The organism is Candidatus Ponderosibacter sp. Uisw_141_02 (assembly GCF_048087665.1).
Lineage (GTDB): Bacteria > Pseudomonadota > Alphaproteobacteria > Puniceispirillales > Puniceispirillaceae > UBA3439.
The window spans coordinates 392927-418153 of sequence record NZ_CP159807.1 but is presented as its reverse complement, the minus strand read 5'-3'; the positions used below and the strand labels follow the sequence as shown (position 1 = coordinate 418153).

At 50.3% G+C, this 25227-nt stretch carries 22 protein-coding genes; 11 read left to right on the top strand and 11 right to left on the bottom strand.

Going from position 1 to position 25227, the window contains the following annotated elements:
- Positions 1–12: 12 nt before the first annotated feature.
- The gene (locus tag ABXT40_RS02075) at positions 13–1110 is read right to left on the bottom strand and encodes a hypothetical protein (protein WP_443646185.1); all 1098 of its coding nucleotides are present in this window, start codon (positions 1108–1110) and stop codon (positions 13–15) included.
- A 346-nt stretch (positions 1111–1456) separates the two neighbouring features.
- On the opposite strand from ABXT40_RS02075, the gene ABXT40_RS02070 reads away from it, so the two are divergent.
- Together ABXT40_RS02070 and ABXT40_RS02065 are read left to right on the top strand one after the other, a co-directional pair.
- Positions 1457–1843 (top strand): carboxymuconolactone decarboxylase family protein, encoded by a 387-nt coding sequence (locus tag ABXT40_RS02070; RefSeq protein WP_443646184.1) that lies wholly within the window; start codon positions 1457–1459, stop codon positions 1841–1843.
- A 259-nt stretch (positions 1844–2102) separates the two neighbouring features.
- Positions 2103–3209, top strand: a complete 1107-nt coding sequence (locus tag ABXT40_RS02065) for a hypothetical protein (RefSeq protein ID WP_443646183.1) — start codon at positions 2103–2105, stop codon at positions 3207–3209.
- Positions 3210–3671: 462 nt separating this feature from the next.
- Here the strand turns inward: ABXT40_RS02065 and ABXT40_RS02060 are convergent, their stop codons facing one another.
- On the bottom strand, positions 3672–4016 hold the full coding sequence (locus ABXT40_RS02060) for a hypothetical protein (protein ID WP_443646182.1): 345 nt from the start codon (positions 4014–4016) through the stop codon (positions 3672–3674).
- A gap of 612 nt (positions 4017–4628) precedes the next feature.
- On the opposite strand from ABXT40_RS02060, the gene ABXT40_RS02055 reads away from it, so the two are divergent.
- The gene (locus tag ABXT40_RS02055; RefSeq protein ID WP_443646181.1) at positions 4629–4916 is read left to right on the top strand and encodes a hypothetical protein; all 288 of its coding nucleotides are present in this window, start codon (positions 4629–4631) and stop codon (positions 4914–4916) included.
- 114 nt (positions 4917–5030) lie between these two features.
- Here the strand turns inward: ABXT40_RS02055 and ABXT40_RS02050 are convergent, their stop codons facing one another.
- Together ABXT40_RS02050 and ABXT40_RS02045 are read right to left on the bottom strand one after the other, a co-directional pair.
- Positions 5031–5651 carry a biotin transporter BioY gene (locus tag ABXT40_RS02050; RefSeq protein ID WP_443646180.1) on the bottom strand — a complete coding sequence of 207 codons (621 nt, stop codon included), beginning with the start codon at positions 5649–5651 and terminating at the stop codon, positions 5031–5033.
- Between the two features lie 159 nt (positions 5652–5810).
- The gene (locus ABXT40_RS02045; RefSeq protein ID WP_443646179.1) at positions 5811–6509 is read right to left on the bottom strand and encodes a thiamine diphosphokinase; all 699 of its coding nucleotides are present in this window, start codon (positions 6507–6509) and stop codon (positions 5811–5813) included.
- Positions 6510–6658: 149 nt separating this feature from the next.
- Here ABXT40_RS02045 and ABXT40_RS02040 point away from each other — a divergent pair, with 149 nt between their 5' ends.
- The 6 genes from ABXT40_RS02040 to ABXT40_RS02015 all read left to right on the top strand — a co-directional run bounded on the left by ABXT40_RS02040 (position 6659) and on the right by ABXT40_RS02015 (position 14246).
- Positions 6659–7849 (top strand): putative manganese transporter, encoded by a 1191-nt coding sequence (locus tag ABXT40_RS02040; RefSeq protein WP_443646178.1) that lies wholly within the window; start codon positions 6659–6661, stop codon positions 7847–7849.
- A gap of 31 nt (positions 7850–7880) precedes the next feature.
- Positions 7881–8342: a tRNA (cytidine(34)-2'-O)-methyltransferase gene (locus ABXT40_RS02035; RefSeq protein WP_443646947.1), complete on the top strand. Its 462-nt coding sequence runs from the start codon at positions 7881–7883 to the stop codon at positions 8340–8342.
- A gap of 141 nt (positions 8343–8483) precedes the next feature.
- Positions 8484–9518 (top strand): MBL fold metallo-hydrolase, encoded by a 1035-nt coding sequence (locus tag ABXT40_RS02030; RefSeq protein WP_443646177.1) that lies wholly within the window; start codon positions 8484–8486, stop codon positions 9516–9518.
- 225 nt (positions 9519–9743) lie between these two features.
- Positions 9744–11048, top strand: a complete 1305-nt coding sequence (locus ABXT40_RS02025) for an O-acetylhomoserine aminocarboxypropyltransferase (RefSeq protein ID WP_443646176.1) — start codon at positions 9744–9746, stop codon at positions 11046–11048.
- 27 nt (positions 11049–11075) lie between these two features.
- A complete protein-coding gene (locus ABXT40_RS02020) occupies positions 11076–11870 on the top strand; it encodes an alpha/beta fold hydrolase (RefSeq protein WP_443646175.1) in 795 nt (264 codons plus the stop codon).
- 45 nt (positions 11871–11915) lie between these two features.
- Positions 11916–14246 carry a 3-hydroxyacyl-CoA dehydrogenase NAD-binding domain-containing protein gene (locus ABXT40_RS02015; protein ID WP_443646174.1) on the top strand — a complete coding sequence of 777 codons (2331 nt, stop codon included), beginning with the start codon at positions 11916–11918 and terminating at the stop codon, positions 14244–14246.
- Between the two features lie 39 nt (positions 14247–14285).
- On the opposite strand, the gene ABXT40_RS02010 is transcribed toward ABXT40_RS02015, so the two are convergent.
- From ABXT40_RS02010 to ABXT40_RS01990, 5 genes are all read right to left on the bottom strand, one after another.
- The gene (locus tag ABXT40_RS02010) at positions 14286–15833 is read right to left on the bottom strand and encodes a trimethylamine methyltransferase family protein (RefSeq protein ID WP_443646173.1); all 1548 of its coding nucleotides are present in this window, start codon (positions 15831–15833) and stop codon (positions 14286–14288) included.
- Between the two features lie 63 nt (positions 15834–15896).
- Positions 15897–18368, bottom strand: coding sequence for a GcvT family protein (locus tag ABXT40_RS02005; protein ID WP_443646172.1), 2472 nt, complete (start codon positions 18366–18368; stop codon positions 15897–15899).
- 3 nt (positions 18369–18371) lie between these two features.
- Positions 18372–20867 carry a GcvT family protein gene (locus ABXT40_RS02000; protein ID WP_443646171.1) on the bottom strand — a complete coding sequence of 832 codons (2496 nt, stop codon included), beginning with the start codon at positions 20865–20867 and terminating at the stop codon, positions 18372–18374.
- A gap of 65 nt (positions 20868–20932) precedes the next feature.
- Positions 20933–21553 (bottom strand): helix-turn-helix domain-containing protein, encoded by a 621-nt coding sequence (locus ABXT40_RS01995; RefSeq protein WP_443646170.1) that lies wholly within the window; start codon positions 21551–21553, stop codon positions 20933–20935.
- Positions 21554–21811: 258 nt separating this feature from the next.
- A complete protein-coding gene (locus ABXT40_RS01990) occupies positions 21812–22291 on the bottom strand; it encodes a DUF983 domain-containing protein (RefSeq protein WP_443646169.1) in 480 nt (159 codons plus the stop codon).
- Positions 22292–22467: 176 nt separating this feature from the next.
- Between ABXT40_RS01990 and ABXT40_RS01985 the strand changes: the two genes are divergently transcribed.
- Positions 22468–23184, top strand: a complete 717-nt coding sequence (locus tag ABXT40_RS01985) for a spermidine synthase (protein ID WP_443646168.1) — start codon at positions 22468–22470, stop codon at positions 23182–23184.
- 18 nt (positions 23185–23202) lie between these two features.
- Here the strand turns inward: ABXT40_RS01985 and ABXT40_RS01980 are convergent, their stop codons facing one another.
- Positions 23203–23541 carry a TraR/DksA family transcriptional regulator gene (locus tag ABXT40_RS01980; RefSeq protein ID WP_443646167.1) on the bottom strand — a complete coding sequence of 113 codons (339 nt, stop codon included), beginning with the start codon at positions 23539–23541 and terminating at the stop codon, positions 23203–23205.
- Positions 23542–23765: 224 nt separating this feature from the next.
- Here ABXT40_RS01980 and ABXT40_RS01975 point away from each other — a divergent pair, with 224 nt between their 5' ends.
- Complete coding sequence (locus ABXT40_RS01975; protein ID WP_443646166.1) at positions 23766–24926, top strand: PQQ-dependent sugar dehydrogenase; 1161 nt, start codon at positions 23766–23768, stop codon at positions 24924–24926.
- Between the two features lie 41 nt (positions 24927–24967).
- Here the strand turns inward: ABXT40_RS01975 and ABXT40_RS01970 are convergent, their stop codons facing one another.
- Complete coding sequence (locus ABXT40_RS01970; protein WP_443646165.1) at positions 24968–25195, bottom strand: hypothetical protein; 228 nt, start codon at positions 25193–25195, stop codon at positions 24968–24970.
- Positions 25196–25227 lie beyond the last annotated feature (32 nt).

Here is a 25227-nt window from a genome sequence, read left to right as displayed (position 1 = left end):
GCATTAGGCGATCTAGCGAGGCTGACGGCGACGATCATCGGCAAGGCGCATCGCCGCGCGAGCGGACTCGCGGGCAATCAAGCCACGTTCATAAAGATCATTCAGCTTGCCATGAAATGCGCCACTATTCAGCCGCCGCGTTGTGCCAAGTGACGGCACCTCGACATAAATGGCAAATTCGGCCATTTGCGGCGGGTCAATGGGCGTAGCCGCGGCAATTTTCTGCGCGGCCAGAGCTGGAACCATTTGCTGTGCATCGGTTTGGGCTGGGGCATTAACACCCAACCCCGCCGAATCATCTGCCGGATCACCTAGCGGCTGGCAGCCGCTTGCGTAAGCGGCGCCAACCGGTGCAAAATCGGCCGGAACGATATCCGGGCTGAGATCCTGCGGAGCGACTTTGGTCTGGCTTGGCACTACACCAAGTAATTCGGCGCCAGATACCGTCGGCACCATTACTGTTTGTTCTTCTTTGTCATTCCATATCTGGTTTGGTGCGGGCATCGCAATTTTTGTTGGCCGAACGCGGTAAAGCCCGATTTTATCGCCTTTTGGGCGTTGGCGTGGTACCGATCGGATACGACTGGATGACCAAGCCAGAAATTCACCCACCAGTTGTTTTGATGTAGCGTCAGCCTCAATCACCCATGCCCGTTCGGCATGGGGCAAAGCATCAATAAAGATGGCGCGTCTGCCAAGCCATCGCGCCTTTAACGCTGTTTCAAGTTGCCCGTCAATTTTCCGTTTTTTGGCAAATATTTCCAATCGCTGGCTCATAACCTGCGCAATGTGAACCATGTCAACAGCAACCGCATCCAATGCCGCCCGCATGCCGGGAGCCGATGACACCGTCATCTCGAACAGGCGGGGTGGGCGAAACCCAAACAGGCCTGATTTACCGGCAAACATATCAATGCTGATTGGCCCGCGCACCGGCTTGGCGGTGAATTCAATGAAAAAGCTGAGGCTTTTTTGCTGTTTGCGGGTTAACAGACGGTCGGCAAAAAAATTTGCCGCGGCGGCCAGTAATTCAACTTTACCTTTAGATGTTCCTACATCAGATCCGGTTTTGGCTTGGTTTGACGTTATTGCCGGGGTCACCTCAATCATCTTTACCCTATCCCTTTAGTCACTTCCCACATCACCCTGGGTCGATTGCAGAGCAGCCAATTTCTTGAATGAAAGCCATGCTCGCCAATTTGCAATTAATGATAGCCCGACTTCAGGTTTTCTCCAATTTACTAATTTAAATGCTACAAATCTAGAAAGAAACCAGGGGTTGTGATCTGATCAGATGACCGGCTTTGCCATGGAAAAACCCTATTGACTGGCTGGCCGACTGTCCGCAATCTTTATAGACAAAAATCTTAATTGATTGTCAGGTCTGACAAAAATGACCCACACAGCAAAAACGGCCGATTCGCGCCGCCAAACTCGATAACGGAATGGGAAAACCATGGATAAAGATCTATTTGAAACTGGCCTTGAAAAACGCAAAGCAACCCTTGGTGCCGAATATGTCCAGAAATCGCTTGATGGTGCTGATGATTTTTCACGCCCCTTTCAAGAAGCCATGACCGCTTGGTGCTGGGGTTTTGGTTGGGGCGATGAGGCGATTGACGTCAAAACACGGTCAATGATGAATCTAAGCATGATTGGCGCGCTTGGCAAGATGACCGAATGGGAATTGCATTGCCGTGGCGCAATCAAGAACGGCGTCACCCGCGAAGAATTGCGCGCGATCATCCATGTTGTTGGCATTTATTGCGGCGTACCGCAAGCGCTGGAATGTATGCGCGCCGCGCGGAAAGTTCTCGATGAGCTGGATCATCACAAAAACTGACCAAGGAACTACGCAGCATAACAGAATGATCGCAAAAAGAGTGGTAACAGCCCCAAAGGTCATGTCTTGAGAAATAAACAAGTGCTGAAAACTACTAGGTCATTGCTTTTTGTGTTATTTTCTTCTATCAGCTTAGAGTAGTCTAAACAATATGGATGAGCAGTCGTTTCTGTATTTGGGTTGCAACGCGTTGTCATCCACAGTATAAAAGCTGTCGCTGAAGTTATGGTCGCCTTGATAGACTTAAGGATTTGATACTATGTTACGCTCTTTACCTTATGCTTTTGGCGTCACGGTAGCGCTGTTTTTTTCTCAGTCTGTGATAGCTGGCGGCCTTCCAGAGAGCACGGATGCATCTGCACCCGCCAACTCGGTGCCAACTTCAAGTACCCAAACCACCACAAGCCAGAATCAGACGTCAACTACGTCGGGTCAAAGCACCAAAGATCAGGACGCCTCTGGAGCAGCTTTTGTTGCGATCGAAGATGATCCATTGATAGTCGATGTATCCGATATTGCAGACAGTGATGGAATGGGCACCTCACAAATTCAGTGGCAGATATCACGTGACGGCAAAAATTGGCTGAATTTATCCGGTGCCGTTCAGCAGTCATTCACGCCTCGAGAGGCCCACGTAGATCAGTATCTTCGGGTGGTCATTTCTTATGTTGATGGGCAAGGAAAATTAGAAACTCTGATTAGTCCACCTTCTACACCAGTGAAAAACATAAACGATAAACCTACAGGCTCGCCAAGGCTCTCTGGCGAAGCGCGCGAAAAGAGCACTCTCGTTGTCGATGCAAGTCTCATTTCAGATGAAGACGGCATTGGGAGTTATGAAATTATTTGGCAGCAATCAAAAACAGCAAACAATTGGCTATTATACCCATCCACGGAAGGCGGAGTACTTCAACTCACCCAGAAGGATGTTGGATATGCATTCCGTGCGGTAGTATCGTACGTTGACAGCCGTGGTACACGAGAAGTTTTAGTCACCAGCCCGTCAGAGGTTGTTATTAACGTAGACGATCCGGTAGATGGAGAAGCCATTATCGTTGGAGAGCCATTAGAAGGCACCACTCTCTCTGCAAACACTTCATCGATAGCTGATTTAGATGGAATAGCGAGCACAAATCTAACTTGGGAGGCGTCTAGTGATGGTCGAAATTGGGAAGCCGTTCCAGTCATCACCCCTAAGTCATTGCCGTTGACACAGGGATTAGTCGGCAAACAAATACGCATTCGCGTCAGCGTGGTAGACACATTTGGGGTAGAAACAATACTCTTCAGTAAGTCGAGCCTTGCTGTGCGAAATGTCAATAATAAGCCTGCTGGCAAAATCATTGTTCGCAGAGTGGGCAGTTAAAGCGTTGTCAAGAGATTTGGCATAGCAACATCAAACGAATTCAATACGCCGCTGGCATTGGACAGGTTCTCAGTAGTGAGTTTTTTAAGCCTTTCCGCTGAAAAAAGACCCGATCCAAGGAAATGCTCTCAATAGAGACCGCTCCTTTTTTCGCTTGAAGCTGATCATTCTTCACACTCGTTGAGTCGGTCAAGTGGAAGAACAGATTGTTCTCAAGGACTTTAGGGATATCATCAACCGCTCGTAATAAGCGCACCCATGCCCCCCAATTAAACCGGCTAGAGCTTAACAAGCAAAATGATTAGAAGGTTTTCGAGAGCGTATATGTGACTGACCATACAGTAGACTTTGATAGCGTCACATTGAATCAGTCACCCCACATTGCGCGGCTGGTTTACACTTCCCAGACACTGGAGCAGCATCAAGACCTGTTTAACTAAGTTCTGTTACTCTCGTTAAATCTCAACGTCCATTTTCTTTATAGCCAAGGCCGAACATGCACTTGGCCATTTCACTGGCTTTGACTGTGTCCATGGAAGTTGTTTCAACTACTTGCGTGGGTGACCCTGCCGTGTATGTTTTGTCTACAGACAGAACCGCAGCTATTTTTGCTGACTCGTCAGTTGCTTCTTTACTACAAAAATCTATGGCCGCAGCCAGAGGCAAAGCAGCGGACCCATTCTTTTCTTCCCATTGAAGATTTCTTGCGTCTGAACTCATTTTTGGCTGGTATTTCGAGTCAGCCACACATGAAGACACAGTACCAACGGAAAACACCAAAACAAATATTTGATAAACTTTTCTCACAACAGCAAAAGCTCCAGGCCGCGATAGATAAATAGATATTTTATTGATTAATTACAGTTACTAAAAATATTCATAATGAACTTGCGCAAGCTACGCTGACAAGAAGCATGTCTTAAGCATACGCAATAACAGACTTTCCTCAAGACACGATTGCTATGTTGGCTCAAAATGAGGCGCTTATTTACAAAGCCGAAAAATATCGATTCATTAATTTTGCTACGGTTTATTATAATGAAAATTCTGCAACTCAAACCATTAAATTTTTTGACCGTTACAACTTGATTATAGTCCGCAGTACATATTCATTAAGCTTATCTGGAGGCTAACCTGGGCAGGTATCTGACATCAGCGCAAAGACCCAGTAAAGGAAATAAACACAAATAAGAGCAACAACACCAGAAAAAACAATCAATTAAATAATACACCTGATTATTTGCGGTTTTTTGCATTTTTCACTTTCCCCAAAAGAAAAATCAAGACACACTACATGTCGTATGGAACGAGCATGGTTATATCAATTTGTTGATTTTTGGCGTGGTCAACGCCCAAACCATAACTTGACCTTCATTCATCCCCACAACGTCTCTTCGTTTATGGAGTATTGTCATGCGCATGACCGATCATGACTCACAGCAAGATTGCCGCGTCATTCCTTTCGTAAAGCCTGTCACCAATGAAGAAAATGTCGTGACAAGCAGCATTGCTGCCGTCATCGCCGTCACAATTTTGCATCATGAGGGCGAGTCGCCCGAAGAACACCTTCTTGAAATCATCGAAGCATCCGGTGAAGCCGAAGTTCTTGATATTGCTGATGTGCTGGAAGAATTTGAAACGCTTGGCAATGCGCCAATGCCGTTTGACCGACCGGCAAATGACAATCAATATCTAACGCGCATTTAAGCCGGGACCATAAAAAACGCTCCGGCAAATGCCGGAGCGTCATATTGGATTCAGCGAATGGTCAGCGATTAATCAGACAAAAAGCTGACCACGGAGGCCGGCAGAAAATTCAGGCTATCTCTGCGCCGATTTCACCAACCGCCATGCCACTGGCATCAAACAGGCGGCAATCACCAGCTTTAACGCATCACCATATAAAAATTTCGCCATACCAAGCATCAGCGCTTTTTCCATGCCGATAAAGCTTGTTAGCCATGATACGCCCATCGCATAGATCACGGCGTTACCAATCACCATCGCAATCACCGTGCTGATGACCGAGCGGCCCATGCCGCGTTCGGCCAAAAAGCCCATAACAACCGCCGCGACTAAAAAGCCGGCAAGATAACCACCCGTTGGCCCGACCAATGCCGCCATACCAACAGTAGCACCAGCAAAAACCGGCAATCCCATCGCCCCTTGAAGCAAATAAGCCGCAATTGTTGCCCCGCCAAGGCGCGGGCCGTAGGTCATGCCAATCAACAGAACAACCAATGTTTGGCCTGTTACCGGCACGGGATAAAACGGAATTTTGATTTGTGCCGACACGGCCAAAAGCAGGCTGCCAACCACAATCAGAAAAGCCTTTGCAACAGGCTCGGATATCGCCTTTCCTGCAAAGGGGCCAAAAAGAATAGCATCTGTTAGCACATGATGGCGCATCACTGCCGCAGTGGATGACACGGATTTTTGCATTAATCGTCTCCTGCCGATAAAATATATCAGGCCAAACTATAGGGCGGGGCGTCACACAAAGCAATAACGACACATCCGATTTCAAACAGGGCTGTTTTGACCATCGTCCAGATCAGACAAAGGCTGTTTGTTTATTGGTCATTCGTCTCGGTCGCAAATTTAGGCTGGCAAATCTGCCATTGCCACCACGGCATCAAGCATCGCATCAAATGCGGTTAAAGGTGCCATCACCACATAGCCATCACCAACGCCAGCCCCAATCGAAACCGGCGCGCCATTCACACGATTTGAGGTGCCGGTTCGTTTACCAAACGCCATCGTGACGTCATCCAACGGCCATTCCAGCCCGTGTGAGCGCAAAAAATGCTGTGTGCCAAGTGGCCAGACCGAAAACCGGCTTGCCAGCGGCAAGGTAATTTCGAAATCACCGCGCAAACGCAATAAAACATCATCACCACCAACCAATAAAACTGGCCGATCATGCGGCAATCGCGCCAGCGCATCAAGTGCCGCCAAGGAATGATCAAACCGGCCATCGAGAAAACCAATGCCAATGATTAGAGGCGCCGCAATCAAATCAAGCGATTTTTCAAAATCAGTATCATCTTGTCCGGATCGTTTTATCTGGCGAATATCATCGGCAAGCTGATCAAGATCATTTGCCGAATCCATATCGCCAATCACCGCTTGTGGACGAAGCCCGCATGACAAAGCCGTACCAAGCCCGCCATCTGCCGCCACAACCGGCCAAGTTTGACAGCGGTCAAGACAAGATAGAAGTGATCCGGCGATTGGGGCTGCACCAAATAACAGAATTGGGGCGGTAAATAGCAATTGATCTTCTCGGCCATATGCCATGCCGGAGCCCCCAAAATATCAGATTTAGCGATGCCGGATATAATGATATCAGATTATTAGCATCGCACCAAATTCACATATCGGGCAAGTTAGCATTAATCGTAATATTAGGCGTTGTAATTAAAGTTAGAACTTGCTAAGTTTATGTTATGAAACAGAACTTGTCACCAGTGGCAAACTCACAGCCCGCAACAGGCGGGCCACGCGACCCTGCGACCGCATTTCATAGTCTTTTGATTCTATTTCCGGTTCTATTGGCTGGCTATGTGATGACGCATATCGAATCTGAATTTAATGACATTCTGTTCAAGGCGATTGCCGATGCCTACATTCAGGTCAGCACCTTTGTTGCTGGTACATTTTTTATTTTCTACGGCATTGAACGGGTTTTGAACATTGATGCCGCTGCGGCGCTGCGTAAGGCGACGGTCTGGCAAGTGCCTGTTGCCGCCGCACTTGGCGCGCTTCCCGGTTGTGGCGGCGCCATTATTGTGGTGACGCAATATGTATCGGGCCGGCTTAGTTTTGGCAGTGTTGTTGCGGTATTGACCGCGACAATGGGCGACGCCGCATTTCTTTTGATTGCACAACAGCCGCTTGTCGGTCTTGCGATGGTTGTGCTTGGGTTTGTTGTTGGCACATTCAGCGGCTGGACCGTCAATTATATTCATGGCCGTGATTTTTTGCGCGGGTCGCTTGGCGATGGGCATGACGTCGACCATATGAACGAGGATGCCAGCACACCATGGCTAGACCGGATCTGGTTAATTATCATGCTTCCCGGGCTGGTTCTTGCCGCTCTTGTTGCCTTTCAGGTTGATGTTGATGCGTTGTTTGCAAGCGATTATCTCGATAAGCCTGCAAGCCTTCTTGGCGTACTTGGCGGTGTTTTAGCCGTTACCATGCGGTTGGCACCACGATTTGGTATTCGTGGCGATACCGCCTTTTCGGCAAGCGGAACAATCCTCCGGCGCACCGTTGCCGATACTAATTTTGTGACGGTCTGGGTGATTGGCGCCTATCTGGTGTTTGATTTATCGGTTTATTTCTTTGCGATTGACCTAAAACAAGTCTTTAGTGGCTTTACGCTTTTCACCCCGATGATCGCCATTTTGATTGGCTTTTTACCCGGATGCGGGCCGCAGGTTTTGGTCACGACAATGTATCTTGCTGGTATTCTGCCGCTATCGGCGCAGATCGGAAACGCACTTAGTAATGATGGTGACGCGCTATTTCCGGCCATTGCGATCGCGCCCAAAGTAGCGGTGGTGGCAACCCTTTATTCCGCCGTGCCAGCTGTGATTATCTCCTATGGCTGGCTATTTTTAGTTGAATGGTGATCGTATTGACCCGGATCACCCATTATCATTGATGTTTGAGATCATTTTATTTGCGCCGCAAATCCCGCCCAACACCGGCAATATTATCCGGCTGTCGGCAAATAGCGGCAATCGTCTGCATCTGGTCAAACCGCTTGGCTTTACGCTTGACGAAAAATCATGCCGGCGTGCGGGGCTGGATTATCACGCGCTTAGCGATGTTCATATTCATGACAATCTGGCGGCCTGTGTGGACTGGCTTGACCAGCCAAGGCTTTTTGCGATTACCACAAAGGGCGAAGGCACCATATATGACCGCGCCTTTGCCCCGGGCGATGCGTTTCTATTTGGCTCGGAAACCTCGGGGTTGCCAGCCGATATTCATGCCCGCATCGCGCCAGATCATAAATTACGTTTGCCAATGGTGGCAAATAACCGGTCGCTAAATCTTGCCAATGCCGTTTCGATTGTGATTTATGAAGCTTGGCGTCAGCATGATTTTGCTGGCAGCTAATTTCAAACCGGCGCAAAGGCCATTCATCACCCCGATAAAATACGCTATAATTTAAAGGTCTGTTTTTGATCCCGATCCAATAATCATCCAACCCTTGTTTCATCATTTTTGCGCCATTCTGGCCGCACAAGAGTAACGCCCATGCCAAACATGCCAAACCCGTCAATGCCCCCTCTTGCCATCGACCCGCCGAAGGCCGGTGAAATGGTTGCGCTTGCTGATGATCTTTACTGGATGCGCTTTACCCTTCCCTTTCGGTTAAACCATATCAATCTCTATGCCTTTGATACAAAAGATGGTTGGCTGCTTCTTGATTGCGGCATTCAAAGTCAGGCCATTGCCGATCAGTGGCAGGTGATGCTGGCAGGGGCCTTGGCTGACCAGCCGGTAATTGGCATTATCGTATCGCATTATCATGCTGACCATGTTGGCTATGCTGGGGCGCTGGCGGCGATCACTGGTGTGCCGATCTATATGGGCGCGGTTGAACATGCGCAGGCAAGCTGGAGCCTTGCCCAATCCGATGCCGCATTTGGCACGATCATGGGCGACACATATGCCCGTTTCGGGCTAGATGGCGACATTGTCGATCGCATCCGGTCACAGGGCAATTATTTCCGCAAATTATCGGGCGATCTTCCCGATGTCACAATCATTGATACCGATCACCGTTTTCACAGCAAATCAGGCATCTGGACACCGCGTTTTGATACCGGCCATTCACCAGGCCATATGAGCCTGTCCGATCATGACCGCAAGCTTCATATCTGTGTTGATTTTCTATTGCCCCGCATCTCGCCGAATATTTCGGTCAGCCTTCGGTCTATCGAGATTGATATGCTTGGGCATTATTACAGCTATCTCGATCAGATGCGCCATCTGACTGATGACTGGTTAATCATTCCAGGGCATGACTGGCCCTATTTTGGCGGCGGCGTGCGGGCGGCTGAATTGATTAAACATCACAATACGCGGCTTGATCTTTTACGCGGCGCTGCGGCCAACGGGCCCATCACAACGGCAGGTGCGATGCGCGCACTTTTTGCTTTTGATCTGACCGACCATGAATTATTCTTTGCCAGCTGCGAGGCCCGCGCGCATCTAAACCATCTTGTTGCCCGCGATGAAATGCAAATTCAGACCAAAGATGGGGTTGATTATTTTCACCTTGGCTAATCATCAAAAACAGCCTTTGCGCCCTCCAGCTTTTGCGATCGATGGTTTCGGCATGCTTTAGCCGCCGAAATGATCCATAAATGATGCCTTAATCGACTTGGCCTTATTGACTTGGCCTTATTGACTTGGCCTCATTGACTTGGCCTCATTGATTTGGCCTCATTGACTTGGCTTGCCGAAGCGGGCAGAAAGAATTTATCAAAACATCAAAAAAGGCGGCTTGAGATGAGCGGTGACTATAAATTTGACACGTTGAGCCTACATGCGGGTCATGTGCCTGACGAACGCCATGGTTCGCGCGCAGTGCCAATTCATCAGACAACATCCTATGTGTTTCAAAATACCGAACATGCAGCCGCGCTTTATAACCAAGAACTTGGCGGCCATCTATATACGCGCATCTCTAATCCAACTGTTGCCGTGCTTGAACAGCGTGTTGCCGCGCTTGAAGGCGGGGTTGCGGCAACGGCAACCGCATCGGGCATGGCGGCGCTTTCAACCGCGCTTTTGGTGCTATGTTCACAAGGCGACCATATCGTTTCATCATCGCGCATGTATGGTGCCAATATTAACCTGCTAGAAAACACCCTTACGCGCTTTGGCATCACCACAAGCTTTGTTGACCCGTCAGATCTTGCTGGCATCGAAAAGGCCATCCAGCCCAATACCAAATTGATTTTTGGTGAGGTGATTGGCAATCCGGGTCTGGATATCATGGATGTCGAAGCCGTTGGGAAAATTGCCGCCAAGGCCGGTATTCCATTGATGCTTGATTGTACATTTAACACCCCTTGGCTGTTAAAGCCTTTCGAGCTTGGTGCCAATCTGATCATTCATTCATTGACCAAATGGATTGGCGGTCATGGTGTTGCGATTGGCGGGGCAGTGGTTGATGGCGGTAATTTCGATTGGGGGCAGAATGACAAATTTCCCACCATTGCAGGCCCGCATTACGCGATGGATGGCATTAATTTCTACGAAGAATTTGGCCCTGCTGCCTTTACCGCAAAATTCCGCGCTGAAGGCATGTATAATTTTGGTCCGTCACTCTCGCCAACAAATGCCTTTCATATTCTGCAAGGCATGGAAACCCTGCCGTTACGAATGCAGCGTCACATGGATAATACTGCCAAGATGCTGGAATTTTTAAGCGGCCATGACGCGGTCGCTTGGGTACGTCATCCCAATCTTGCCGATCATCCGGGGCATGAATTGGCAAAACGCATGATGCCACGCGGCGCAGGCTCGATCATTGTATTCGGCCTGAAGGGTGGGCGCGATGCGGGACGCAGCTTTATTGAATCGGTTGAATTGGCATCGCATCTTGCTAATGTTGGTGATGCCAAAACGCTGGTGATCCATCCAGCAAGCACAACCCACTCGCATATTTCCGCCGAAGCGATGATCGAAGGCGGCCTGTCCGATGATATGATTCGCCTATCGGTTGGGCTGGAAGATTTCGACGATATCAAAGCTGATTTCGAAACCGGATTTCGGGCAGCCGCCAAATTTGCCAAGACCAAAGACTAACCGCACGGTCGATTAGGGGCAGTCACGATGAAGCATCAGCTATTTGACACACAAATCCATATCGCCACTGGCGGGCGATCCTTTGTCAATGATGGCGAGGCACTTGTTCTGCTTCATGGCAGCGGCCAGAACCATCTGACATGGGTTCTGCAAAGCCGGTATTTTGCCTATCGCGGCTATCAGGTTCTGGCGCCTGATTTCCCGGGTCACGGCCTGTCTGGCGGCACGCCACTGGAATCGATCGAAGATATGGCTGATTGGGTGATCGCCCTTCTTGATAGTCTGGATGTGAAAACGGCCTGTCTTGTTGGCCACTCCCAAGGCTGTCTAGTCGCCATTGATGCAGCCGCACGCTATCCAGAACGTGTCTCGCGCCTTGGCTTGATTGCTGGTGCTTTGGCCATTCCGGTAAATGATCAGCTTTTGACAATGTCAGACAAGGCTCTTAGCAAGGCCATCAGCGTGATGACAAGCTGGGGACATGGGCCAATGGCGCATATGCATGACAATACACAGCCCGGCCATTCGTTTCTTGGCTATGGAAACCGGTTGATGGCCAGCAATCATGCCGATGCGCTTCGCCATGATTTGACAGCTTGCAATAATTACAGTGGTGGCAAGGCGGCAGCGGCAAAAATCACCCACCCCACTTTGTGTATTTTGGCCGCATCTGACCGGATGACGCCGGTAAAATTTGGCAATGCAATGGCTGATAGTCTGGTCAATAGTGAACGTGTCACCATGGATGGCGCAGGCCATATGTTGCCAGCCGAACGCCCCGCCGAAGTCAATGACGCGCTTCGCGGCTTTCTGGCCAGCTAGATAACAAGAACCTGACAACAGGCCACTATTTTAAAGGATGATCAAATGAGCGCTGCAAATTTTCGTAATATTGCCGTGATTGGCGCTGGCACAATGGGAAGCGGCATCGCCGCGCAGATTGCTAATGCTGGTCATAATGTTTTACTGCTTGATCTTGGTGCCAAATCAGCGGGTGAAAAGACACCGGCCGAAAACGCCATTGACCGGCTTTTGGCATCGGATCCACCGCAATTAATGTCAAAAAAGAATGTTGCGCGTATTACCACTGGCGTCATTGATGATGATTTTAACAAGCTGGCCGATTGCGACTGGATCATTGAGGCCGTTGTTGAACGGCTAGATATCAAAAAAGCGCTCTATCGCCGTCTTGATGCGGTGATCGGCGCTGACTGTGTTGTCAGCTCGAACACATCAACCATTCCGATCAAGCTTCTTGTCGAGGATATGCCAAGCGTGTTTCGGCAGCGTTTCGCCATCACCCATTATTTCAATCCGGTTCGCTATATGCGGCTTCTCGAACTTGTTCGCGGCAGTGAAACAACCAGTGATGTTATTGACCGTCTTGCCGATTTCAATGACCGTGTTCTTGGCAAGGGGGTTGTTCGCTGCGCCGATACGCCGGGCTTTCTTGGTAATCGTGTTGGGGTATTTGCGCTTCAGGTTGGCATTGACGAAACCTTGAAATGCAATCTTGCCATCGAAGATGCTGATGCGTTATTCGGGCGGCCTATGGGCATCCCAAAAACAGGTGTCTTTGGTCTTTATGATCTGATCGGCATTGATCTTATGGCTGATGTTGTTGTCTCGCTTGGCAATATCTTGCCTGCCGATGATGCGTTTCATGCGGTTGGCGCTGCCAATCCAGCCATTGCTGCGATGATTGCCGCTGGCTTTACCGGTGATAAGGGCAAAGGCGGTTTTTACTGTTTGGATGGCACCAAACGCATGGCACGGCAATTTGCCGGTTACGAGGGCAATGATATGCCTCCCTTAAACCCCGCCAAAACAAAGCTTCCCGCCGCAGCAATTGCCGCTGCCGAAGCCGCTGCCCGTCAAGATGAACCTTTGTTCATGCTGCTTGATGGGCATGATGATCAGGCCAGATTCTGCCGCCGTGTCCTTGGCCGGATTTTGCATTATGCGGCAAGCCTTGTGCCATCAGTGACAACAACACCGCAGGATATTGACGATGCGATGAAACTTGGCTTTAACTGGCAACGCGGCCCGTTTGAAATGATTGACGCCATTGGCCAGCAGCGTTTTGCCGCGCTTCTTGACGAATGTGGTTTGACGGTGCCGGCATTTCTGGAAGATGGCGCGCCCAGTTACAGCGTTCAGGCAGGCAGCTTGATGATTCGCCATGCCGATGGCGCCCGCCAGCCGGTCAATTTACCCGAGGGGGTGATGCGCTTTCATATGACGCGGCGCACCCTTCATCCGATTTTGACAAATGACGCTGCCAGCCTCTTTGCCCTTGATGGCGATTTGCGGCTTGTTGAATTTCATTCAAAAGCCAATGCTTTAACCGATGCCTCGATGGAAATTGTTGCTGCCGCTGCCAATGATCATGGGGCAGGGATCATCATTCATAATGACGCGCAGCATTTTTCGGCTGGTGTTGACCTAAATGCGTTTCGCCGCATGACCGAGGCGGGTCAATGGGATGAAATTGACGGGTTTCTTTTGCGGTTCCAAACGGCTGTTGCCGCTTTGAAATATGCCCCAGTTCCCGTTGTTGGCGCGCCGTCCGGTCTTGCCGCTGGTGGCGGATTTGAGGTGCTGGCGCATTGTGACAAGCTTGTTGCGCATACCAATTCGGTTCTTGGTCTTGTCGAAGCGGCGGTTGGTGTTGTGCCAAGTGGTGGCGGGGTCAAGGAAAGCTATTTACGCTGGCATGCCCATCTTGGCGATTGGGAACAGGCCGCTTGGAAAGCATGGATGAATCTTGGATATGCCGCCACCGGATCTTCGCCCGAGCTTGCGTCACGCATGCAATATTTTCGGCAAGACCATGATGAAACCGTGATGAACCGAGACCGGCTATTGCCGCGGGCAATCCAGCTTGTTACCGAAATGGCCGCCTCTTACACGCCACCAAAACCGCCAAAGGCCGAATTGGCACCGGCAGCACTTGCCGAGAAAATGGCAGGCTTTATGCAAGATGGCGTTGATCGGGGCGATTTCATGCCGCATGACAAAACCGTTGCCATGCAGATTGCCACAATTATGGTGCAAAGCCCCGATGAGGATAGCCCGATTGATGAAGATGGGTTATTCGCCCGCGAAAGAGCCGCCTTTATCCGGCTGGCAAAGACGCCCGAAACCCACGCCCGCATCAGTGCCATGCTGGATGATGGCGCACCGGTTCGCAACTAGACCTGTGATGCCAAACCGTATAGAGCAGACCAGAACCGGCTAGAGCAAAATTTTGAAACGTGCCCGCAATTCGGCATCAAGCGCATCGGAAATATGGCTTGGATGTGAATTGGCCAGAATATCTTCTTTGCGTTGCCGCGCCACCTCAAGCAGATTTGGTTTGCCAAGCTCTTCCCATTCCTTTGGGCTAGAGCGGTCAGCAATCGCCGGATAGACATATTCGGTTTGCATCAGGTTGATGGTCTGGTCATGGCCAAGATAATGGCCAGGCCCACCCATGCAAATATCCTTCATCACCTGAACGGCCAAGGTTTCTTCATTTACCTCAATTCCGCGAACACAGCGTAAACATTGCCCCAACATGTCATTATCGATAATCAGACTATCAAGACAGAAGCCAAGCAATGACGCATGCATCCCAGCGGCCTCATAGACCATGTTCAGCCCTGACAGACCTGCCATGACAAGTGTACTACCTTTTTCATAGCCTGATTGCGCATCCGGCATTTTGGCATCGGCCATACCGGCGGCGGCACCTCCAGGCAAATCATAATATTGCAGCATTTGCGCACAGGCAGCGGTCAATAACCCTTGCTCACCCGATCCGCCCGACATTGCGCCAGTTCGCAAATCTGAAACAAATGGCCATGTTCCGCAAATACAGGGATGGCCCGGTTTCATCGCATTGACATAGATCAATCCGGCAATCACCTCAGACAGTGCCTGCGCCACCGCACCGGCAATGCTGGCTGGCGCTGTTGCCCCTGCTTGCCCTGCGGAAAGCAATAAAACCGGCATGCCGTTATGCACCGCTTCTTCCATCACCAGACAGGATTCAGTAGCAAACCGAAGTGGTGGCACGACAAAACAATTGCTGTTCGATACAAATGGACGCGCCCGCCATTTATCTTCGCCGCCAGCAACGCTGTGCAGCATTTCAAAAACCGGCTTCATAAATTCAGCTTCGGTAAAGCTGACGCCAACATGTTTTGTTGTTCCCTTGATCGCCGCATAGACCGTATTGAAATCCAGATCGGCCGGATCTGGGATATCGCGTGCTACCATCGGACGCTGAAAGAAATGAATATTATCCATCTGTTCGACAATCCGCGCCGCATCATAAATATCGGCAAGATAGGATTCACGATATTCATTCTTGGCCACATCAACAACATGAACCGCTGCACCCGCTGTGCCATAATGAACACGCGATCCTGATAACAGCAAATCATGTTTCGGGTTTTGACCATGAAGCGTGATATGGCGGGCGCATTTAGCAAGCGTATCTTCGACCAACCCCCGCGGGAACCGAAGACGGCCATCTTCGCCAAGAATGGCGCCAGCATCAGTCATATATTTCACGCCCGAATCTGGCGCTTGGCTAAGGCCGATTTCTTCCAAAATCTGATAAACAGTTGCATCAACCGCCTGAACAGCAGCCGCATCCAGAGGTTTGAAATTCCCCCCTTCAAGCCCAGCGCGTATTGGCCGCAAATCTTCGGCTAATGGTGCTGCCCGAAGGTTACGTCTTGCTTCACGGCCGCCGCTGCGCCGCGTCGAATATGGGATCAATCTATTCTGGATCATCAGCATGATCTCCTTAAAAGGGGCCCTATTTATAGTTTTATCTGACTTATAATTTTACCTGACTTATAATTTTACCTGCAGGGCCTTTGGGTCATACAGGGGACGCAAACTCACTTCGGCATCGACCAATTTACCGGCAACATCGATCTGATAATGGGCATTTAATTGTGACTCGGCAGTTTCGCCAATGCTGTTGCATTTGACATAGCCAAGCCCGATTGCACCGCCAAGATAATGACCATAATTGCCGCTTGTCAGATAGCCGATCACCGCGCCATCGCGGTAAATAGCTTCATTGTGATAAAGCAGAGGATCAGGGTCGGTCAGGCGGAATTGCATCAATCTTTGTGAAAGGCCGTCATTGCGTTTGGCCATAACTGCATCAGCGCCAATCATGCCGCCAAATTTGCTTTGCGCCTTATTTTCTTTAACGGCAAATCCAAGACCCGCTTCAAGAACATGATCTTCACTCGAAATATCATGGCCAAAATGGCGAAAGCCTTTTTCAATACGACAACTATCAAGCGCATGAAGTCCACACATAGCAATCGGATGATCATTGCGGCGTTCGGCAATGGCCTCGAAAACATGCGCTGACATATCGGCAGATACATACAGCTCCCATCCGAGCTCGCCAACATAGGTAACGCGGTGCGCGCGGGCGACGGCATGGCCAATTTCAATCTGCTGCATCGTGCCAAAGGGGAAATCATCATTGCCAAGGCTTTGCGGGATCATCGGCTGTAGGAAAGATCGCGCCTCTGGCCCCATGACCACCAAAACCGATTCCGACACGGTAACATCAATGGCAATGGCATGAGCCTGATCAGGGATATGACCATTGATCCAATGAAGGTCACGCCTGATTGTCGCCGCCGGTGTCACAATCAAAAATTCTTCAGGGCCAAGGCGCGTTACGGTCACATCAGCTTCAATATGGCCATCGTCATTTAAGAATTGCGTATAGACGATTTTTCCAACCGGAACCGCAACATCATTTGCCGCAATGATTTGCAGCACCGCCTCGGCATCGCGGCCAATCAATTTAATCTTGCCAAAGCTGGACATGTCAAACATCCCCACCTTTTGCCGGACAGCCATATGTTCAGCCGCGCTATAGTCAAACCAGTTCTGGCGACGCCAGCTATATTCATATTCGGCTTTTTTGCCTTTTTCTTTTTCGGATTTTGGCAAAAACCAATTGGCGCGTTCCCATCCAGCAACCTCGCCAAAACACGCGCCTTCAGCGTCAAGATAGCTATGAATTGGTGACCGCCGAACGCCACGCGCCGACGCAAATTGGCGATAGGGGAAATGATCGGCATAAAGCAGGCCAAGCGTTTCTGATACGCGTGTCTGCAAATAGCTGCGATTGGCCTGAAACGGCTGCATCCGCCGGATATCAACATCCCAAAGATCAATTGGCTGTCGCCCCCGGTCCATCCAATCAGCAAGAACCATCCCCGCGCCGCCTGCCGATTGAATGCCGATTGAGTTGAATCCGGCAGCGACATAAAAATTATCAAGCTCTGGCGCCTCACCAAGAATATAGCGATCGTCAGGGGTAAAGCTTTCAGGCCCATTGAAAAATGTTTGAATACCTGCCGATGCCAATAGCGGAAAGCGTTCGACAGCACGTTCAAGAATAGGCTCGAAATGATCAAAATCTTCAGGCAGTGAATCAAATTCAAAATCTTCGGGAATGCCGTTCATGCCCCATGGTTTTGAATTTGGCTCAAACGCGCCAAGCAGAATTTTACCGGCATCTTCTTTGTAATAAGCGCATTCATCCGGAACGCGCAATACCGGCAGATTGGCCTCGAGATCGGGCATGGCTTCGGTCACAATATAGAAATGTTCACACGCATGAAGCGGCACGGCAACATCTGCCATCGCGCCAATTTCACGACCCCACATACCACCAGCATTCACCACATAGTCAGCCTCAATCGGCCCATGATCAGTTTCAACACCTGTCACGCGGCCATTGGCCTGCTGAATTGCCGTGACCTTGACACCTTGCAGGATTGACGCGCCAAAATTGCGCGCGCCCTTTGCCAATGCTTGAGTAATATTTACCGGATCTGCCTGCCCGTCCTTTGGCAACCATACGCCGCCAACAACATCCGCTGTTGCCAGCCCCGGATAGCGACCGGCAATATCGCTTGGGGTAATTTCGTCAATCTCAACCCCAAAGGCACGCGCCATCGCCGCCGACCGGCGCAGTTCTTCCATACGCTCATCGGTTAGTGCCACCGTGATAGAACCATTGCGTTTAAAGCCAGTGGCTACGCCGGTTTCTGCCTCAAGGCCGAAGTAAAGTTCTTGTGAATATTTGGCAAGCCGCGTCATGTTCTGCGTTGCGCGAAGCTGTGCGATCAATCCTGCCGCATGCCATGTGGTGCCGCAGGTCAGCTGTTTGCGTTCAAGAAGCACAACATCCTTCCACCCCAATTTTCCGAGATGATAGGCAATCGAGCAGCCAATAACACCGCCACCAATAATTACGGCACGCGCCTTTGAAGGGATCTGCATTGGCTATACTTTCATCTTTGCATTTTCAGGATCATATAAAACATGGCCTTCGACCACAGTGGCACGGCGTTTCCGCCCTAAGACATGGACTGAAATATCCTTTGCCTTTGCGAGGGCTTCACGATCAACAACAGCCATCGCAATTGACGCCCCAACGCGGTGCCCATAGCCAGCCGATACAACCAGTCCGGCATCGGCGCCATCAATTGAAACATTGCTAAGATAAACCGCCTCGCCAAAGGGAGCGCCATCATCGGGATCATCAAGGGTAAGGGTGACAAATTCGCGCTGGCTGCCCGTCTGCTTTTCGGCCTGTAATGCGGCGCGGCCAACGAAATCATCCTTGTTAAAATTCACCCAGCGGCCAAGACCTGATTCAAACATCGTATAGTCAGACGTCAAATCTGATTTCCACGAACGATAGCCTTTTTCCAATCGCATCGAATCCAGTGCCAACATCCCAAAGGGGCGCAACTGATGCGAAGCACCAGCCGCCATAACCGCATCATAAACGGCGACAACATCATCCATCTGGCAATGAATTTCAAATCCGGCTTCGCCTGCGAAAGACACGCGAATGACATTTACCTGACAGCCAGCAAGATCAATCTTGCGGTGACTAAGCCAGGCAAAATCATCATGCATCATCGACTGACCCGTCATATCGGCCAGAATGGCCGGTGCTTTTGGTCCGGTCACTAGCAAGGTTGCCAAATTGCGCGTAACGTCATTTATCGTCACCAACCCGTCGGCTGGCAGATTTGCCATCAATAAATCACGATCATGCCAATAGGCCCCGGCACCGGTCATCAGCAAAAAGTCATTTTCGGCAAGACGTGTAACCGTCATCTCGGTCAGAATTTTGCCTTTTGGCGAGGCGAAATAAGCCAGCCCGATGCGCCCAATACGCGGCATATTGCCAGTGATTTGTTTGGTCAGCCATGCATCGGCACCATCGCCAGTGACATGAAATCTCGAAAATCCGGTTAGTTCGAGAATGCCAGCATGTGACGCAACATGACGACATTCATCACCAACCGCATCAAACCAATGTTGACGATCATAACTATCAGCCGGACGGCGGTCAGACTCATTGGCCGGGAACCAATCAGCGCGTTCCCATCCGCCATAGCTGCCAAATTCGGCACCCGCAGCCACCAGCCGGTCATAAAGCGGCGAACATTTTGATTTGCGACCAGCTGGCCACTGAATTTGCGGGAAATGCATCGCATATTCATGGCTGTATGTTTCGACGGCTTTTGCCGCGGTATAGGCGGTATCAACATGATCGGTAAAACGGCGCGGATCAACAGCCCAACTGTCACTCTCGGCTTCGCCTTCAATGATGATTTCAGCAAGCAGCTTGCCAGCGCCACCCGCCTGAACAATGCCAAAGGTAAAGACACAAGCCTCAAACGCATTTGGCACACCAGGCATCGGCCCAAGCAGCGGCAACCCATCGGGCGTATAGGGAATCGGGCCATTGACCACGCGCGTAATACCGGCCGTGCCAAGAATTGGCACCCTTGCGCACGCATCTTCAATATACCATTCCAGCCGTTCCAAATCGTCATTATAAAGTTGGAACGAAAAATCATCCGGCATCGGGTCATCAGACGACAACCAATGCGCCCGACAGTTTTTTTCATAAGGGCCAAGGAGCAACCCATCTTTTTCCTGGCGCAAATAATAAGAGCTATCAGGATCACGAAGCAACGGAAGCTTTTCATCGCGCGCGGTCAATTCGGCGATTGGCTCGGTAATCAAATATTGATGCGCCAATGACACGCAAGGCACGTCACGGCCAAACATCTTGCCAAGCTCGCCAGCCCGATAGCCAGCTGCATTGACCACATATTCAGCCCTGATTTCGCCATTTGGCGTGGTTATTTTCCATTCATCACCATTCCATTCAACCGCCGTCACCGGACAAAAGCGAATAACCTTTGCCCCGAGATCGCGCGCACCTTTGGCCAAGGCTTGGGTCAATTGCGCCGGATCAATATCACCATCCAACGGATCAAACTGACCACCATAAAGATCATGCGTTTCCAAAAATGGATAGATTGCCTGCATGTCGCTATTCGACATTTCCTCAAATTCAACACCCATATGCCGACCCATTGCCTGCACATGCCTGAATTCTTCCATGCGCTGGCGGCTATGCGCCAAACGGATGGCGCCGGTCACATGATAATTCATAGGATAATCAACAAGATCACCAAGCTTGCGATATAGCTCGGTCGAATAGGACTGCATTTTCATCATTGTCCATGAGCCGACAAAATTTGGGCAATTGCCAGCCGCATGCCATGTTGATCCTGATGTCAGCTCGTTCTTTTCCAGCAAAACACAATCGGTCCATCCCATTTCGGCAAGATGGTATAAAACCGAACAACCAACAGCCCCCCCACCAATCACCACCACACGCGCTGATGCGGGCAGTTTGGCTGATGCCTGTAATTCCGTGTCATTTGCAGCGGCTGTTTGATTTGTCATATCAAAGTCTCTTTCCAAAGGTTCAACCAAAATTTGTGGCCTTCTTTTTCATTTCGCCCGCAGTTTTAATAAACTGGCGGCGCAATAACCCATATCAAGACCGCATTGGTCTTGCCCTCATTAATCCATGTGATTTCTTCACCGGCAAAATGGAAACTATCCCCCGGATAAAGCTCGAAACGAACGCCATCAATAAACAGCACCAGACTGCCTTCAAGCACATAGCCTGCCTCTTCGGTTGGGCGCACAAAAGGTTCGGGGCACGCCGCCCCTGGCGCAAATACCGAATGGACAATTTCAAAAGCACCGCCCAAATCAGGCGATAACAGGCTTTCCGCCAGTCCTTTTGGCGCATCACTCATGATACGCCGCGAGCCGGCCCGAACAATATAGGCGGCCTCATCACTTACAGCGGCATCGGTAAAGAAAAAGCTGACCGGCAGCGAAAACAGGCCGGCGATTTTACGAATATCGTCAAGCGCAGGTTCAGACACATTGCGTTCAACCTGCGATAGCCAGCCAACCGAACGGTCAAGCTGTTCGGCAAGATCATTTAATGTCCAGTTGCGCGACCGACGCAATGCCCGAATATCACTGCCAATCTTGCCACTTGAACGTAACGGCGCTTTTTGCGGTGTCTTTTGCCGCATCGCCGCCTTATCACTATTTGTTAGATCAATCAGCATCATGTCCCCTTATTCGTCCAAAATACCTTGAACAGAGAAAATGAAATTTTCAATGATTTTTTCATCACCGCATAATTATTTATGATTTTTTCACAAATAAAGACCAAATACGGCCAACCGCCGGCGCGGGCTAGCCGGGTTTTTGATGGCCATCGGGCAACAGGTTACATGCGCTGTCACGCGGTCTTTATGTTTTTAAAATTTTGCTGATTTTAACCCGACAATATAGCGGTGATCTGGCTGCCATCTCGCGGTTTTTTAACGGTCAGATGGCTTGTCGGCCGAATCCTGGTCGGCGACAAACATGTCCTGTCCAGTTGCGCCAGTCATCCAGATAAGCGCGATAAAGGCCCCTTTGGCGCGGGGCAAAACAAAATAAACCCCTACAAGCGTTACCAGCGCCAGAATGGCAATGGCAAGCCATGGCGAAATTGTTGCATCGCGGCCAAGCATAATCATCAATGGCACAACCGCATGGCCAACAACCAAAAGCGTTAACCAAGCTGGCCCATCATCAGCGCTTATATGGCTAAAATCTTCACCGCAATGCGAACAGCAAGGCTGTGGCTTTAAATAGCCCGTTAAAAGCGGCCCAACACCACATTGCGGGCAATGTTTCAAGATCCCGCGCCACAAAAGCGCAAAAGAAAATTGACGCGCCGCAACGGCTGTGTCGGCGTGACGATTTTCGCCGTGGCGATCAAGGCGGCGAGATGCTGGTAGTTTTGTTGGTTTCATGCTTTGTTATGTAGCATGCAGCGTTAAAAAATGAAATGCGACAGACGCGCACGCCCCGCATATGGAAATGAACGCCGTACAAATCGTGATAGGGCTATATGCTGCCCCCTCAAGCGCCACGAATGCCCATATGCACCAATGATGCCCATATGCACCAATGATGAAAGGGACGAAAGATGAGCCGTTTTTTTGAGGAGCTGGATTACCAGCCAACCGCCATTGGCCCCATTTCATTGCGCCGACGCCGCGAATTGCGACTTGATGTTGATGTGTTGGAAATCCTGCTTGGTGATGAGCATCTGATGTCCGATCTTTTCACCACATCCGAGGTTGCGCTTGCTGAATGCGGGCTTGGCGCCATAACCGATGACAAGCCTTTGTCGGTGGTGGTTGGCGGGCTTGGCATGGGCTTTACCGCCGATGCCGCATTGAATGACACGCGCATTGAAAGCCTTGTTATTGTCGAAAAGCTGGCGCCGGTGATTGGCTGGCATGAAAGTGGCCTGATCCCGCTTGGCAAACGCTTAGGTGATGATCCGAAATGCCGGTTTGTTGAGGGTGATTTTTTTCAGATGGCGGCTAGCGATACCGGTTTTGACCCTGTTGAACCAGCGCGGAAGTTTGACGCCATTTTGCTTGATATAGACCATGCGCCTGATTTTCATCTTGCGCCTGCGCATGCCGGGTTTTACCAGCCCGACGGCTTGGCGAAATTGCAACAGCATCTGGTCGATGGTGGTATATTTGCGCTATGGTCAAACGACCCGCCCGATGCGGCATTTGCCGCAAGGCTGCAATCGGTGTTTCGCGTGGCAAATGCCGTTGAAGTGCCGTTTTACAACCCGCTTCAAGATCGCGATTTCATACAAAGCATCTATATTGCGCATCGCTAGATCGTGTGATTTATCCGGTCACGCACAATCAATACAAAGCGTGACCGCCGGATCAACCGCCAAACGGCCAGCAGCAATCTTGTCATCACATTCCAGGCAATAGCCATAACCACCCGAATCAACCCGTCTTAGCACCGCAGCCAATGCGGCAAGGCGTTGCTGGCGGCGTTCTTCGGTGGCAAGTTCCATTGATTGTTGCTGCATGGCATCCATGCGGGATAACCGGCCAACTGATTGTTGATCCAATGCAACCGGCGCACGGCTATCTTTTGCCGTTTCACTTAGATATTTCAATTGATCCATTTCACTGCGAATCATGGTCGCCAGATGATCAAGGTCATTATTTTCGTCGGTCATTACCTGCTCATTACTTATGGCCGCGCCTGACTATCGCCGATGGCTTGCCTTTCCTTGCTGATCTTGCTGACCTTGTTTGGCAACGGGCTTAGCGACGGGCATGGCCCTTGTCATAAAGGGTCAAACCGAAGCATAGTAATGGCGGCGTCCTTGTTATCAATCTCTCACCACAAATGCCAAAGGCCGGTCACATCATGTTCTGCTCCCTTATAATCAAATCTGTTATGTTTAAATATGTTTGGCAAGTGGTGCAGCGTCATTTGGTGCAACGTGATTTCGCTGGCCAGATGATACGCCTTTGCATGATTGGCTTGGTTATTCTTGGCGGGCCAATACTCCCCGCAGCCGCAGCCCCATTGATCCAGAAAATTGGCGCACCATTATCACATCCGTGGGGCATGGATTTTCTGGATGAGCGGCATTTATTTGTGACCGAGCGCAGCGGCAATTTATATCTTGTCGATCTGTTTACCGGCACCCGAAACAGCATTGGCAATTTGCCGGCAATTGCGGCTGCGCAACAGGGCGGTTTGCTTGATGTTGCGGTTTTCGCCAACCAAGATAACCAAGACGAAAATGATGCCATTATCTATCTATGTTACAGCCTCAAAATTGGCAGCCAAACCGTCACTGCCATTGACCGCGCAGGATTTGATGGCACCAACCTGACCAACAGGCAAACAATTTTCCAAGCCAATAATCCGACAACGCGCGCCATCCATTATGGTTGCCGCCTTGTTCTTGATCAGACCTATCTATATGCCAGCCTCGGCGATCGCGGTGCGCGCCATGATGCGCAAGACCCATCACGTCATGCGGGGGCGATTATCCGACTGTTTCACGATGGCAGTGTCCCTGCTGATAATCCAAAACGGGCTGGGTGGGCACCGGAACTATTTTCCAAAGGCCATCGCAACCCGCAGGGCCTTGCCATCAATCCTGAAACGGGCGCTATTTGGGCTCATGAACATGGGCCACGCGGCGGTGATGAAATCAATATCATACGGGCCGGACAGAATTATGGCTGGCCCAAAGTCAGCCATGGCGAAGAATATAGTGGCGGCAGCATTGGCAGCGGCACATCGGCGCCTGGCCTAACCGATCCGGTATGGATCTGGACTCCATCGATTGCGCCGTCGGGAATGGCTTTTTATCGCGGCACCATGTTCCCCTATTTGAACGGGCACCTACTTGTTGGCTCGCTAAAATTCAAGCGGCTTTATCTGGTGCTTTTGGAAAAGGGGCTGCCAGCTCAAGACGCAATCATGCTGGATGGCGCGATTGGGCGGGTTCGCGATGTTGCCATTGCCGCCGATGGCAGTGTTCTTTTGCTAAGCGATGAAGATGAAGGCGGGCTTTACCGCATTGCCGAGTCCGGCCAATAATCCGCATCTGCCACATCACAGGCCGACTTCATGGCCAAACATTAAAACCGGTTAATCACCCAGCGCAGCAAAAACAGCCCGATGGCAATCAGCATCAAAGGCCCGCCAATCATTTTCAATAGATTGGCGAGACGTGCGTCCTTATTGGCTTTGGCCGCTTTCTTGGCAAGGCTTTCACCGGATATATGAAGCGCATAACCGGCACCAGCCACTGCCATCAAAATAATTGTTAGCGAACTCAGCCCATCCATAATTCCGGTGCCAAACATATATTTTCTGCCTTTTTTGATCATCAGATTGC

Excerpts from the sequence above, each read along its gene's own strand:
- ABXT40_RS02075 (WP_443646185.1), bottom strand. The coding sequence starts at position 1,110 with ATGATTGAGGTGACCCCGGCAATAACGTCAAACCAAGCCAAAACCGGA.
- ABXT40_RS02070 (WP_443646184.1), top strand. The coding sequence starts at position 1,457 with ATGGATAAAGATCTATTTGAAACTGGCCTTGAAAAACGCAAAGCAACC.
- ABXT40_RS02065 (WP_443646183.1), top strand. The coding sequence starts at position 2,103 with ATGTTACGCTCTTTACCTTATGCTTTTGGCGTCACGGTAGCGCTGTTT.
- ABXT40_RS02055 (WP_443646181.1), top strand. The coding sequence starts at position 4,629 with ATGACCGATCATGACTCACAGCAAGATTGCCGCGTCATTCCTTTCGTA.
- ABXT40_RS02050 (WP_443646180.1), bottom strand. The coding sequence starts at position 5,651 with ATGCAAAAATCCGTGTCATCCACTGCGGCAGTGATGCGCCATCATGTG.
- ABXT40_RS02045 (WP_443646179.1), bottom strand. The coding sequence starts at position 6,509 with ATGGCATATGGCCGAGAAGATCAATTGCTATTTACCGCCCCAATTCTG.
- ABXT40_RS02040 (WP_443646178.1), top strand. The coding sequence starts at position 6,659 with ATGAAACAGAACTTGTCACCAGTGGCAAACTCACAGCCCGCAACAGGC.
- ABXT40_RS02035 (WP_443646947.1), top strand. The coding sequence starts at position 7,881 with ATGTTTGAGATCATTTTATTTGCGCCGCAAATCCCGCCCAACACCGGC.
- ABXT40_RS02030 (WP_443646177.1), top strand. The coding sequence starts at position 8,484 with ATGCCAAACATGCCAAACCCGTCAATGCCCCCTCTTGCCATCGACCCG.
- ABXT40_RS02025 (WP_443646176.1), top strand. The coding sequence starts at position 9,744 with ATGAGCGGTGACTATAAATTTGACACGTTGAGCCTACATGCGGGTCAT.
- ABXT40_RS02020 (WP_443646175.1), top strand. The coding sequence starts at position 11,076 with ATGAAGCATCAGCTATTTGACACACAAATCCATATCGCCACTGGCGGG.
- ABXT40_RS02015 (WP_443646174.1), top strand. The coding sequence starts at position 11,916 with ATGAGCGCTGCAAATTTTCGTAATATTGCCGTGATTGGCGCTGGCACA.
- ABXT40_RS02010 (WP_443646173.1), bottom strand. The coding sequence starts at position 15,833 with ATGATCCAGAATAGATTGATCCCATATTCGACGCGGCGCAGCGGCGGC.
- ABXT40_RS02005 (WP_443646172.1), bottom strand. The coding sequence starts at position 18,368 with ATGCAGATCCCTTCAAAGGCGCGTGCCGTAATTATTGGTGGCGGTGTT.
- ABXT40_RS02000 (WP_443646171.1), bottom strand. The coding sequence starts at position 20,867 with ATGACAAATCAAACAGCCGCTGCAAATGACACGGAATTACAGGCATCA.
- ABXT40_RS01995 (WP_443646170.1), bottom strand. The coding sequence starts at position 21,553 with ATGCTGATTGATCTAACAAATAGTGATAAGGCGGCGATGCGGCAAAAG.
- ABXT40_RS01990 (WP_443646169.1), bottom strand. The coding sequence starts at position 22,291 with ATGAAACCAACAAAACTACCAGCATCTCGCCGCCTTGATCGCCACGGC.
- ABXT40_RS01985 (WP_443646168.1), top strand. The coding sequence starts at position 22,468 with ATGAGCCGTTTTTTTGAGGAGCTGGATTACCAGCCAACCGCCATTGGC.
- ABXT40_RS01980 (WP_443646167.1), bottom strand. The coding sequence starts at position 23,541 with ATGACCGACGAAAATAATGACCTTGATCATCTGGCGACCATGATTCGC.
- ABXT40_RS01975 (WP_443646166.1), top strand. The coding sequence starts at position 23,766 with ATGTTTAAATATGTTTGGCAAGTGGTGCAGCGTCATTTGGTGCAACGT.
- ABXT40_RS01970 (WP_443646165.1), bottom strand. The coding sequence starts at position 25,195 with ATGTTTGGCACCGGAATTATGGATGGGCTGAGTTCGCTAACAATTATT.